This window comes from Rhodanobacter umsongensis (genome assembly GCF_042654965.1).
Classification (GTDB): domain Bacteria; phylum Pseudomonadota; class Gammaproteobacteria; order Xanthomonadales; family Rhodanobacteraceae; genus Rhodanobacter; species Rhodanobacter umsongensis.
Genome location: NZ_JBHSMK010000002.1, coordinates 67360 through 79703, shown reverse-complemented (window position 1 = coordinate 79703; position 12344 = coordinate 67360). Strand labels below are relative to the sequence as shown.

The following is a 12344-nucleotide window of genomic DNA, read 5'->3' as shown; positions in this document are numbered from 1 at the left end:
GGCAGTGCATTTCGGGTATGCTTGCCCATTGGTCGTCCGGTAACGGACGAACGCGAGCGGCCGGATAAAATCGGCGCCAACATAATCCAGAGTTTTCCTTTGCTTACCGCGCAGGCCAGTGCACGCGCTTGCGGGTGCGCAGCCTTCTGAAAGGTGATTGCATGGCATTTGAAGAATACGACAAGTACGAACAGAGCGAGCTGGTTCAGAAGTGGCTGCGCGAGAACGGCGTGTCGATCATTGTCGGTATCGCGATCGGTCTGGTCGGCATTTTTGGGTGGCAGCAATGGCGCAACCATCAGGCGCGTCATGAAAGTGAAGCTTCGCAGCTCTACCAGCAGGTGCAGATCGCACAGGCATCCGGCAAGACGGATAGGGCCGCGCAATTGACCGAACAGTTGATGAAGGACTACGCGAAGTCACCGTACGCCGTCTTCGCAGTCAGCAACCGGGCCAGGCAACAGGTGCAGGCCAAACAGCTGGACAAGGCCGAGGCCTCGCTGGAGTGGGCACAGGGTCATGCCGTCGATCAGGCCCTGAAATCGTTGACGTTGCTGCGCATCGCGCAAGTCGAGATGGCGCGCGACAATGGCAAGGCTGCTTTGGCCACGCTGGATCGTCTCCCGCCGGGTGACTATCCCGGCCTGGCGCAGGAACTCCGCGGTGATGTGCTGGTCAAGCTTGGACGTTCCGACGATGCACGCAAGGCCTACCAGATGGCTTTGTCGAAGCTCGGCGGAGAGGCGCCGCAACGCGGGGCGCTGCAGATGAAACTCGATGATTTGGCTGTGGCCGGGAAGCAGGGTGCATGAAACGATTTCTACTGATCACGCTGGCTTCTTTGGTAACCCTCGCCGGTTGCCACTCGTTCAAGAAGGAGAACGTCCAGCCGCCGACACCGCTGGCCAAGGATTTCAAACCCACCTTGCAGGTGACCCGTCTGTGGCGCACCAGCGTGGGCGATGGCGCGGGCGTCAGTGGCGCGCGCCTCCGGCCTACCGTGGTCGATGGCGTGCTCTACGCCGACAGCACCGACGGCAAGCTGGCCGCAATTGATGCGGCCAGTGGCAAGACCTTGTGGTCGAAGAGCTCTCGCACGCATGGGTGGTTCGGCTGGGGCGACAAGAAGCGCAAGGACGCCCTCTATGCCGGCGGACCGGCAGTCGCCGGCGATCTGCTCGCCGTGGGAACCCTGGATGGCCATGTCTATGGCGTGAACGCCAAGGACGGCAGCCCGCGCTGGGAAGCCGAGCTGAACGCGGAAGTGCTGGCCTCGCCGGTGATCGTCGGCGATCTGGTCGTCGTGCGTACCGGCGATGGACGGGTTTACGCGCTGGATAGTGCCAGCGGCGCGCGCCGCTGGGCGTATGACCAGGGCAGCGTTCCGCTGCTGAGCCTTCGTGGCAACGGCCCGTTGCTGGCTGCCAACGGCGTGCTGTTTTTCGGCAGCGACGACGGCAAACTCGTCGCGTTGCGGCAGGACAATGGCTCGAAGCTGTGGGAGCAGAAGCTGTCCAGCGGCGAAGGCCGCACTGAGATCGACCGTTTGAACGACGTCGATGGTGCGATCCTGCTCGACGGCCCCGTCCTCTACGGCACCGCCTATCACGGCAATCTGGTGGCCGTGGATGGGCCCAGCGGCCGGCCGCTGTGGTCACACCCCTTCTCCAGCTTCGGCTCGTTGGCGGTCAGTGGCAATGCGATTTTCGGCGTCAATGACCAATCGCAGGTGTGGGCGTTCGACAAGAACGGCGGCGCCGACATGTGGAAGAACGATGCCCTGAAGTACCGCTGGCTTACCGGTCCCGCCGTGCAGGGCAATTATGTCGTGGTAGGCGACATGGAAGGTTACGTGCATTGGTTGCAGACGGGCGACGGTGCCCTGGCCGCACGCGAGCGTCTGTCGAAGAAGGCGATCCGCGCCCAACCGCTGGTGGTGGGCGACATAGTCTACGTCGAGGACGTGGAGGGCCGCATCGGCGCCTACCGTCTGTCTGCGCACTGATCGCTGGAACGAAGTACATATCATGCTGCCCGTCGTTGCGCTGGTTGGTCGTCCGAATGTCGGTAAATCGACCCTTTTCAATGTACTGACGCGCAGCCGTGACGCCTTGGTCGCCGATATGCCGGGCGTTACCCGCGATCGCCACTACGGCGTCTGCCGCAGCGGTGAGCGGCCCTTCGTGGTGGTCGACACCGGTGGCTTGTCCGGTGTCGAGGAAGCCATGGATGTGCTGACCGCCAGGCAGGTTCGCCTGGCGATCGAGGAAGCGAACGTGCTGGTGTTCGTGGTGGATGCGCGCGAAGGCCTGCTGCCGCAGGATTACGCGATCCTGGGCGAGCTGCGCCGCAGCGGCAAAACCATCATTGCGGCCGTCAACAAGACCGATGGGCTGGAAGAGGAAGCCGTGCTGGCGGAGTTCTCCGCCTTCGGCGTCGGCAAGATCCTGCCGTTGTCGGCCGCGCACAATCGCGGCACCGGCGATCTGATCGACTTGATCCTACCCCTGCTGCCAGCCGACGAGGAAAGCGCGACGGAAGCGGAGGGTGAGGGTGGCAGCATCCGGGTCGCCATCGTCGGCCGCCCTAACGCCGGCAAGTCGACCCTGATCAACCGCCTGCTGGGTGAAGATCGACTGATCGTCTCCGATGTGGCCGGCACCACCCGCGACCCGATCCGCGTGCCGCTGGAACGCGACGGCAAGCGCTACACGCTGATCGACACGGCCGGCATCCGGCGCAAGGCCCGCGTCGAGGAAGCTGTCGAGAAATTCAGCGTCATCAAGACGTTGCAATCGATTGCTGCTGCCCAGGTCGTCGTAGTGATGATCGATGCCCGCGAGAACCTCGCTGACCAGGATCTCACCCTGATCGGCTATGCGATCGACGAGGGCAGGGCGCTGGTGATCGCCATCAACAAATGGGATGGCCTGGACCAGTATCAGCGCGACGAGTGCATGCGTGCGCTGGACCGTCGACTGGTGTTCGTCGACTGGGCCAAGCAGGTGCATATTTCAGCATTGCACGGCTCGGGTCTGAGCGAACTGATGCGCGCCGTGGTGCGCGCGCATGCGTCGGCGACCAAGGTGCTGGTCTCGTCCGACCTGACCAAGACGCTGGAGAAAGCCTACGAGGGCTACCAGCCGCCGCTGGTGCATGGCCACTCGCCGAAGCTGCGTTTTGCGCATCCGGGCGGCAACAACCCGCCGACCATCGTGATCCACGGCACCCGCACCAAGCACATCGCGCCGGCGTATCAGCGCTATCTGGAAAACTTCTTCCGCAAGCGGTACAAGCTGGAAGGCACGCCGATCCGGATTGCCTTCCGCGAAGGCGAAAACCCGTACGCGGGTCGCAAGAAGGTACTGACCAAGGAACAGGAGCAGAAGGCCCGTCGCCGGGTCAGTGACCTGATCAAGCGCACGCGCTGAGCAGACCTGCCTGGACCAAACCGTAGACCACGGCGTCACGGGGCTCTCCATCGACCCGGAGTCGTTCGGGTGCCAACGCCTCGAAGCAGGCGCCGATATGGGTCGCGGTATGCCGGCTCGCGAGATTGTCAGGCAGAGCCGCGATCTCGATCCGGAGCAACGCCAGTCGGTCGAAACCCCAGCCAGCCGCCAGGGCCGCCGCCGCTGCGGCCACACCTTGCCGCTGGCGCGACTGGCGCACCCAGTAGCCCAGATTGGCGCTGCGTTCGAGCCGGTTGCGCTGATTGAGGCCCACGCCGCCCAGCAGCTCGCCCGACCTGACGTCGAACACCGGAAACGCGTAGTGTTCGGCGGCGCGCCAGCCGGACTCGCAGTGCGCGATCCACAAACGCGCATCGTCCAGCCCGTAATCCGCGTGGCACCAGGGTAGCCAACGGCCCACCGTGGCCACCGACTCCCGCGCCGCTTCGACCAGGGCAGGAGCATCGCGCTCCTGCCAGGAGCGCAGGCGCACTCTGCCGTTGGTCAATTCCAGCGCGGTCGAAATTGTCGGGCTCGGATTCGGTTTCGGTTTCGGATCCATGGACAACGCCGTTTGTACGTACCAGGCCGAGGCTGGATAATGGTGGACTTCACAGCAAGGCATCAACATGGCCGCACGCATTCTCGACGGCAAACGCATCGCGCAGGAATTGTTGGGTCGCGTGGCGTTGCGCGTGGCCGACCGGGTGGCCCGAGGCTTGGCGGCGCCCGGCCTCGCGGTGGTGCTGGTGGGCGACGACGCCGCTTCGTCGGTGTACGTGCGCAACAAGCGCAAGGCTTGCCACCAGGTCGGCTTCCGGTCCTTCGACTATGACCTGCCGTCCACTACCAGCCAGCACGAGCTGTTTGCGCTGATCGACAGGCTGAACGCCGACCCCGACGTGCACGGCGTCCTGGTGCAATCGCCGCTGCCGGATCATATCGACGAAGACGCCCTGGTCGACCGCATCGATCCCGACAAGGACGTGGACGGTTTCCAGGCGGTGAACGTGGGCCGCCTCGCCTTGCGCCGCTTTGGACTGCGCCCCTGCACACCGAAGGGCGTGATGACCTTGCTCGGCCATACCGATCGACCGGTGCGGGGCCAGCACGCGGTGGTGGTCGGCGTGTCCAATCACGTGGGGCGGCCGCTGGCACTCGAGCTGATGATCGCCGGCTGCACCACCACGTCATGCCATCGCTTCACTCGCGATCTGGCGGGCTTTGTGCGCCAGGCCGACATCCTGGTCGTGGCCGTCGGCAAGCCCGGCCTGGTCAAGGGTGAATGGATCAAGCCCGGTGCTGTGGTGATCGACGTCGGCATCAACCGGCTCGACGATGGCCGGCTGGTTGGCGATGTGGAATTCGACCCTGCCGCAGAGCGGGCCAGTTGGATCACCCCGGTGCCCGGCGGCGTCGGCCCGATGACGGTCGCCACGCTGATGGAGAACACGCTCGAAGCCGCCGAGGCGCATGCGGCGGCGCCCGGAAAAACCGGCTGATACGTAGCCCGTACAGCCGCACGGCTGGCGAGCCTCACGCCGGGGCGCGTATAATTCCCTCTTTGCAGCGGGACTTTTCGCATGCGCATCCTCGCCGAGGCCCTGACCTACGACGACGTCTACCTTGTTCCAGGCCACTCCATCGTGTTGCCGCGCGATGTGAATACATCAACGCGATTCACCCGCGACCTGCGCCTGAACATCCCCATCGTATCCGCTGCCATGGACACCGTCACCGAAGCGCGGCTCGCCATCACCATGGCCCAGAATGGCGGCATCGGCATCATCCACAAGAACATGACGGCCGAACAACAGGCCGCCGAAGTGCGCCTGGTGAAGAAATTCGAGGCCGGTGTGATCCGCAGTCCGATCACCGTCGGGCCGGACACCTCGATCCGCGAAGTGCTGAGGCTGACCCACGCGCACAACATCTCCGGCGTGCCGGTGGTGGACGGTGCCAAGCTGGTCGGCATCGTCACCAGCCGCGACCTGCGATTCGAGCGCAAGCACGACGATCCGGTGCGCAACATCATGACGCGGCAGGACAAGCTCGTGACGGTGCGCGAAGGCGCCAGCCAGGACGATGTACTGCTGCTGCTGCACAAGCACCGCATCGAGAAGGTGCTGGTGGTCAACGATGATTTCCAGTTGCGCGGACTGATTACCGTCAAGGACATCCAGAAGGCGCGCGACAACCCGCATGCGGCGAAGGATCGCCACGAGGCCTTGCTGGTGGGCGCCGCCGTCGGCGTGGGCGGCGATACCGAGCAGCGGGTCGCCGCGCTGGTCGATGCCGGCGTCGACGTGCTGGTGGTGGACACCGCGCATGGACATTCGCAAGGCGTGATCGAACGCGCCGGCTGGGTCAAGAAGCACTACCCGCAGGTGCAGGTGATCGCCGGCAACATCGTCACCGGCGAAGCGGCGCGCGCACTGCTCGACGTGGGCGTGGACGCGGTCAAGGTCGGCGTGGGCCCCGGCTCGATCTGCACCACCCGCGTGGTGGCCGGCGTCGGCGTGCCGCAGATCACCGCGATCGACCTGGTCGCCACCGCGCTGAAGGACGAGATCCCGCTGATCGCCGATGGCGGCATCCGCTATTCCGGCGATATTCCCAAGGCGCTGGCGGCCGGTGCGTCCACCGTGATGCTCGGCTCGATGTTCGCCGGCACCGAGGAATCGCCCGGCGAGGTGGAATTGTTCCAGGGCCGCTCCTACAAGAGCTATCGCGGCATGGGCTCGATCGGCGCGATGCAGCTGGGCTCCAAGGATCGCTACTTCCAGGAAGAGGCCGACGCCGACAAGCTGGTGCCCGAAGGCATCGAGGGGCGCGTGCCGTACCGCGGCCCGCTGCGCAACATCATCCATCAGTTGATCGGTGGATTGCGCGCGTCGATGGGTTACCTCGGCGCAGCCAACATCGATGACGTGCGTCACAACGCGCAATTCGTCAAGGTGACCTCTGCGGGCGTCACCGAAGCGCACCCGCACGATATCCAGATCACCAAGGAAGCGCCGAATTACCGGCTGAATTCCTGATGGGCCGGGAATAGGGCTGTCGGAGTGGGGCGTCGTCGAAACGGCCTCTTCGTCCCGGCTGTTCCCTTAGACACCGGATGCATAGCGAACCGGCTTTTCCACTCCTGACTTCCCATTCCCGATTCCCGGCGATGCAATGACCAATATCCACAGCGACAAGATCCTGATACTCGACTTCGGCGCGCAGTACACGCAGTTGATCGCGCGGCGTATCCGCGAGCTCGGCGTGTACTGCGAGATATGGGCCTGGGATCACGAGCCAGCCGAGATCGCCGCGTTCGGCGCCAGGGGCATCATCCTGTCCGGTGGTCCTGAATCGACCACGCTGGAGGGTGCTCCGAAAGCGCCGCAGCAGGTGTTCGATGCGAATGTGCCGATCCTCGGCATCTGCTACGGCATGCAGACGTTGGCGGCCCAGCTGGGTGGCGCCACCGAGGCGGCAGACGCGCGCGAGTTCGGGCACGCCGAAGTGGACATCCTCGCGCCCAGCCGTCTGTTTGACGGGCTCAGCGATCGCCTGGACGGCCACAAGCTGGACGTCTGGATGAGCCACGGTGATCACGTCAGCAAGGCGCCGCCTGGTTTCGTCGTCACGGGCGCCACCGACCGCATTCCGGTCGCGGTGATGGAGAACGAGGCCCGCCGCTGGTATGGCGTTCAGTTCCATCCGGAAGTGACGCATACGAAGCAGGGTGGGGCGTTGCTCAAGCGCTTCATCACCGACATCTGCGGGTGCGCCACGTTGTGGACCCCTGCAAACATCATCGATGACCAGATCGCCCGCGTGCGCGAACAGGTCGGTACTGATCATGTGCTGCTTGGCTTGTCCGGCGGCGTGGATTCTTCCGTCGTCGCGGCGTTGTTGCACAAGGCGATCGGTGATCGGCTGACCTGCGTATTCGTCGACACCGGCCTGTTGCGCTGGCAGGAGGGCGACCAGGTGATGGCCACCATGGCCGAGCACATGGGCGTCAAGGTGATCCGCGTCAATGCGGCCGATCGCTATTTCGATGCCCTGGCCGATGTGGCCGACCCGGAGGCCAAGCGCAAGATCATCGGCGGGCTGTTCGTGGAGATTTTCGACGAGGAGTCGGAGAAGCTCATTGCCGACGGCGGCAACGTGAAGTGGCTGGCTCAGGGCACGATCTACCCGGACGTGATCGAGTCGGCAGGCAGCAGGACCGGCAAGGCTCACGTCATCAAGAGCCACCACAACGTCGGCGGCCTGCCGGCGCACATGAAGCTCAAGCTGGTCGAACCGTTGCGCGAGCTGTTCAAGGACGAGGTACGCCGTATCGGCGTGGCGCTGGGGTTGCCGCGCGTGATGGTCTATCGCCACCCGTTTCCGGGGCCGGGTCTGGGTGTGCGCATACTTGGCGAAGTGAGGCGCGAGTACGCAGAGCTGCTGGCGCAGGCCGATGCCATCTTCATTGACGAATTGCGCAAGGCGGATCTGTACGACAAGACGAGCCAGGCGTTCGCGGTGTTCCTCCCGGTGAAGTCCGTCGGCGTGGTAGGCGATGCACGCGCCTACGAATGGGTGATCGCATTGCGCGCGGTGGAAACCATCGATTTCATGACCGCGCATTGGGCACACCTGCCGTACGAGTTTCTTGGCCGGGTTTCCAACCGGATCATCAACGAGCTGCGCGGCGTATCGCGTGTCGTCTACGACATCAGTGGCAAGCCCCCGGCCACGATCGAGTGGGAATGACCAGGGCGTGCGTCTCTCGATCCGTCGGGAGACCTGCCGACAGCTACCGCAGCAAAGCGCAAAGTTCCGCAATGACTGACGAGACTCCCCATCCATCCGAAGCATTCTCGGCCGAGGATGCGAAGTACATGCAGCGCGCCTTGCAGCTCGCCGCACATGCGCGCGATGCCGAGAACGAAGTCCCGGTAGGTGCAGTGCTGGTGCAGGGCGGCGAGATCGTCGGCCTGGGCTGGAACCGCAACATCACCCTGCACGACCCGACCGCCCACGCCGAGATCATGGCGTTGCGCGCGGCGGGTGAAAAGCTGGCCAATCATCGCCTGTCCGGGGCTACGCTTTACGTAACCCTAGAGCCGTGCTCCATGTGTGCGATGGCCATGGTCCATGCGCGCATCGGCCGGGTGGTCTACGCGGCCGCGGACCCCAAGACGGGCGCTGCCGGCAGCGTGTTCGACACCCTCGTCGACGTGCGCCACAACCATCGTGTCGAGGTAGCCGGCGGCCTGCTGGCTGACGCATCCGCCGCTCTGCTGCGCGACTTTTTCCGCGCACGTCGCTGAATGCCTGCGGCGTTCAGCGCCCGCTCGCCGCGACATTCGTGTCCGGGCCGACCAACTGCAACCGCAGCCCCCACGGCGACACGAAGTTCACCGCCGTCATGCCGACGAACGGGCCAGACCGCAGCTTTTGCGACGGTCCGACAACACGAACCCCCGCGCCGCGCAGCCACTGGTCCGCGTGGGCGACGTTCCCCGAAATGAATCGAATGGGCTCGCCATCGGTTCCTGCAACGCGCTGCCGTGAAGAGGACCGGACACCGGTACGGTCGTCGACCAGTTCCACGATCGACCCGGCTTCGCAGACCAGCAACCGTGAACTGGCGTTCCTCATGCTCGACGTGGCAGGCGTCGCGCCCACGAGCTGGCAATCCAGAACGTCCTGGAAGAAGCTCACTGCCTGCGCCAGGTCCGGTACACCGATGCGCACATAATCGGCGTCATGAAAAGTGGCGGCAGGACTGCTCCAAGGCGCGAGGAAGGCGGCAACGCCCAGCGCGGCGACCGCCAACAGCGACAGCAGGGAATTTTTCATGATCCGGCACCGGAGTTCCTGTTGGCGCAAACATGGGGCTGCCCGCGCCGGGCAGAAGCTGCGGTGGTGCGCCTACTGTGTTTCCCTGCGCGAACGCTCAGCGGGAGGTTGGAGTGCCGGCCCTGTCATTTCGGTCTTTGCCCAGGGGACAGCAAGAGAGGACGCGGGGTGGTTTCCAGACGGGCCGTTGATTTCGATCAAGCGGCATAATTTCCCGGCGAGCAGAATGGGTTCCCGGTTCGACGGCGTGAAGACTCGTGGGATGTACTGACAGACTCGCGGTTCAACCAGCGCGGCGCGGCACTATGGGCCATCGACTGCTGGTGGTGTTGAGCTGGAGCTTGCTGATGCTTTCGCAGCCGTCCACTGCGGGCACGCCGGCCGGAAAACCTTTCTGGCGCCCGGACCTGGCTCCGGTGGGGCCGATGGTGATGCTGGTCAGCCTCGACGAGCAGCGGGTCTACGTGTACCGCAACGGGGTGGCGATCGGCGCGAGCCGCATCAGTTCGGGCCGGCGCGGCTACGAGACGCCTACCGGTGTTTACACGATCCTTCAGAAGGAGCGTGAGCATTATTCCAACCTTTATGAAAGCGCGCCCATGCCTTTCATGCAGCGCCTGACCTGGGACGGCCTTGCGCTGCACGCGGGCGCACTGCCGGGCCATCCCGCTTCGCACGGCTGCATCCGCCTCCCGGCGGCTTTTGCGGAACGCCTGTTCGAGATCAGTCCCCGCGGAACGGTAGTCGTGGTGACCGATGCGCGCGTGGCACCGCCGGCAATCAACCATCCGGCGGCGGTCGCGCCGCTGGGGTTGGGCGGAACACCCGTCGACCTGGCGAATGGAGGGGGCGCACCATGGCCTGCTAACGATGGGGGACCGGTGAGCATCGTGGTGAGCACCCACGACCGTGCCCTGTTTGTCCTGCAGTCGGGCCGCCTGATCGCCGGCACTCGATTGAGCGTCCCGGCGGGATTCACCGTGGGGGGCATGCTGCTGTATGTGAGGCGCGCCGAGCCCGTTGGCGCTACGGCGGAACATGATGGTGGGCTGTGGTCGGCCTATCGCGTCCTCGGCGAGGGACCCGCGCCGGCCCCGCGCGAACTGGCCAGCCGGCTCCGGGTGCCCGATGCCTTCGGCGCCCGGCTGCGCGAGCGTATCGCAGCCGGGACCACGGTGCTGGTCACCGACCTGCCGGCAGAAGGAGGGCAGCCCGTACCTTATGGCACCCTGCTCGAAGCGCAGGACGGGTCACCGGCGCGATAGCACTTCATTCAGCGGCCGCGGGGCATGCTGCCGACATCTATTGCTTTCGCCCCCAGGTCATGCCTATCCATTTCCGACGACTGTTGCTCGCCATGCTGTTGGTGCCCGCTGCGGCTGGCGCCTCCACCACATCCCCCGAAAAGCTCGTCCAGGCATTGAGCCGGGCGGCGCCGGCTGCCAATCCAAAGGTCCTGGCTCTGGCCACGCAGGCTCTGGCGTGCGTGCAGCGGCGCATGCCCGGGCAAACAACACTGAGCGTGATCGATTATTCGTTGCCCTCCACCAAGCCGCGACTGTGGGTGTTCGATCTTGCGCAACAGCCGCGCCTGTTGTTCGAGGAATGGGTCGCGCATGGTCGCAACAGCGGCGACAACCTGGCCAATCGCTTCTCCAATACGCCTGGCAGCTTGATGTCGAGCCTGGGCACGTTCGTCACCGACGGGACCTACACCGGCCACAACGGTTACTCGTTGCGTCTGAAAGGGATCGACGGCAACTTCAACGACCAGGCGGAGAGCCGCGCGATCGTCGTCCACGGCGCCAGTTATGTCAGTCCCGCATTCGCGCATAGCCAGGGGCGGCTGGGGCGCAGCTACGGTTGTCCAGCGGTACGTGCTGCCGTATCGCACAAGCTGATCGATGCGATCCGGGAACGCTCCGTGGTATTTGCCTACTATCCGGATCCACGGTGGCTGAGTGGTTCGCGGCTGCTCGGCGATTGCGGCGGCAACCAGCCGATGGCTTCGCGCTAGTCTTTCTCGGCCGGCTGCACGGACGTGGCAACAGATCTGCCGATCGTCCGCGATCACGATCGCGCTGGCCCTGTGAGGCACCCTGCCGATTCGACGTTCGGCGATGCTTGCCCTTGCATGACTCGCTGCCCCGGCTTGCCCACCCCACGGCTGTCCAGGCGGCAGGGTGCGAACGTCAGTGCGCCAGCAGCAAGGGCAGGTGCGCATGGGAGAGCACGTGATGGGTCGTGCCGCCCAGCACGAGCTCGCTGATCCGCGAGCGGCCCCACGCACCCATGACCAGCAGGTCCGCATTCATGGCTTCGGCTTTCTGGAGCAGGTGCGCTCCTGCCTCGGCGCCGGGATGGAACGAGTGCTGCTGGTGCACGGTGACTCCCTGGCGCGTCAGCCACGCGTACAGCGGGAGAGCCGGCGGTCCGAACCCGGGCAGGGTCTCCTGCCATCCGTCCAGCAGGTGCACCTGCGAGGCCTTGCGCAGCAGGGGCAGCGCCGCACGGATGGCCTCGGTGGACTCGCCCGAGCCGTTCCAGGCCACCAGCACGCGTTCCGGGACGCCGCGTACCTCGTAAGTACGGGGGACCAGCAACATCGGCGCGCTGCCGGCGAACAGCGTGTGGGTGATGTTGTCCCAGCCGACCGGTAGATCGATGTCGCCACCCGCTCCGCTGCAGACGAGCAAATCGGCCATCCGCGAACATCTCGCCAGCACGGATGCGTAGAGTCCGCGGAATACCTCCCAGGTTCCGTCCACGCCCGCCCGCCGGCACAGCTCCTGCCACCAGGGTGCTCGGTGGCGTGCCGATTCCTCCTCGGCCTGGAGAATGGTCAGCGCTTCGGGAATGGCTGTGACGGAAGGAAACTGCTGGACGATGTGGATACCGGACACGAAGGCCTGCTGTTGACCTGCCACGGCAAGACCCAGCTGGATGGCGGGAACGTCGTCCTGCATCCGGTCGACGTCGATGATCATTTCGTACATGGCGGCTCTCCGGCGAGGCTTGCATAGTCGACCGCCGGGAGAGGGCTCC

Annotated in this window: 12 protein-coding genes; 9 read left to right on the top strand and 3 right to left on the bottom strand. The window is 65.0% G+C overall.

The features are described from left to right. Positions 1–161 precede the first annotated feature (161 nt). The 3 genes from ACFPME_RS00390 to der are packed head-to-tail and all read left to right on the top strand — an operon-like array spanning position 162 to position 3431. The gene (locus ACFPME_RS00390) at positions 162–812 is read left to right on the top strand and encodes a YfgM family protein (protein WP_377302796.1); all 651 of its coding nucleotides are present in this window, start codon (positions 162–164) and stop codon (positions 810–812) included. Beyond that, on the top strand, positions 809–2005 hold the full coding sequence (bamB, locus tag ACFPME_RS00385; protein WP_377300897.1) for an outer membrane protein assembly factor BamB: 1197 nt from the start codon (positions 809–811) through the stop codon (positions 2003–2005). Before ACFPME_RS00390 ends, bamB begins: the two co-directional genes overlap by 4 nt. 22 nt (positions 2006–2027) lie before the next feature. Continuing rightward, on the top strand, positions 2028–3431 hold the full coding sequence (der, locus tag ACFPME_RS00380) for a ribosome biogenesis GTPase Der (protein WP_377300895.1): 1404 nt from the start codon (positions 2028–2030) through the stop codon (positions 3429–3431). Here the strand turns inward: der and ACFPME_RS00375 are convergent. Next, a complete protein-coding gene (locus tag ACFPME_RS00375) occupies positions 3415–4014 on the bottom strand; it encodes a GNAT family N-acetyltransferase (RefSeq protein ID WP_377300893.1) in 600 nt (199 codons plus the stop codon). The two genes, der and ACFPME_RS00375, sit on opposite strands and share 17 nt — an antisense overlap. Positions 4015–4081: 67 nt before the next feature. On the opposite strand from ACFPME_RS00375, the gene folD reads away from it, so the two are divergent. The 4 genes from folD (at position 4082) to tadA (ending at position 8767) form a co-directional block, all read left to right on the top strand. Then, the gene (folD, locus tag ACFPME_RS00370) at positions 4082–4954 is read left to right on the top strand and encodes a bifunctional methylenetetrahydrofolate dehydrogenase/methenyltetrahydrofolate cyclohydrolase FolD (protein WP_377300891.1); all 873 of its coding nucleotides are present in this window, start codon (positions 4082–4084) and stop codon (positions 4952–4954) included. Between the two features lie 81 nt (positions 4955–5035). Next, positions 5036–6493, top strand: a complete 1458-nt coding sequence (gene guaB, locus ACFPME_RS00365; RefSeq protein WP_377300889.1) for an IMP dehydrogenase — start codon at positions 5036–5038, stop codon at positions 6491–6493. 136 nt (positions 6494–6629) lie between these two features. After that, complete coding sequence (gene guaA / locus ACFPME_RS00360) at positions 6630–8207, top strand: glutamine-hydrolyzing GMP synthase (RefSeq protein ID WP_377300887.1); 1578 nt, start codon at positions 6630–6632, stop codon at positions 8205–8207. A 71-nt stretch (positions 8208–8278) separates the two neighbouring features. Then, complete coding sequence (gene tadA, locus ACFPME_RS00355) at positions 8279–8767, top strand: tRNA adenosine(34) deaminase TadA (protein ID WP_377300885.1); 489 nt, start codon at positions 8279–8281, stop codon at positions 8765–8767. A gap of 13 nt (positions 8768–8780) precedes the next feature. On the opposite strand, the gene ACFPME_RS00350 is transcribed toward tadA, so the two are convergent. Further along, positions 8781–9299: a VOC family protein gene (locus tag ACFPME_RS00350; protein WP_377300883.1), complete on the bottom strand. Its 519-nt coding sequence runs from the start codon at positions 9297–9299 to the stop codon at positions 8781–8783. 305 nt (positions 9300–9604) lie between these two features. Between ACFPME_RS00350 and ACFPME_RS00345 the strand changes: the two genes are divergently transcribed. Continuing rightward, a complete protein-coding gene (locus tag ACFPME_RS00345) occupies positions 9605–10564 on the top strand; it encodes a L,D-transpeptidase family protein (RefSeq protein ID WP_377300881.1) in 960 nt (319 codons plus the stop codon). Between the two features lie 92 nt (positions 10565–10656). After that, complete coding sequence (locus ACFPME_RS00340) at positions 10657–11316, top strand: murein L,D-transpeptidase catalytic domain family protein (RefSeq protein WP_377302794.1); 660 nt, start codon at positions 10657–10659, stop codon at positions 11314–11316. 175 nt (positions 11317–11491) lie between these two features. Here ACFPME_RS00340 and ACFPME_RS00335 read toward each other — a convergent pair whose 3' ends face one another. Continuing rightward, on the bottom strand, positions 11492–12286 hold the full coding sequence (locus tag ACFPME_RS00335) for a universal stress protein (RefSeq protein WP_377300879.1): 795 nt from the start codon (positions 12284–12286) through the stop codon (positions 11492–11494). Positions 12287–12344: the final 58 nt, after the last annotated feature.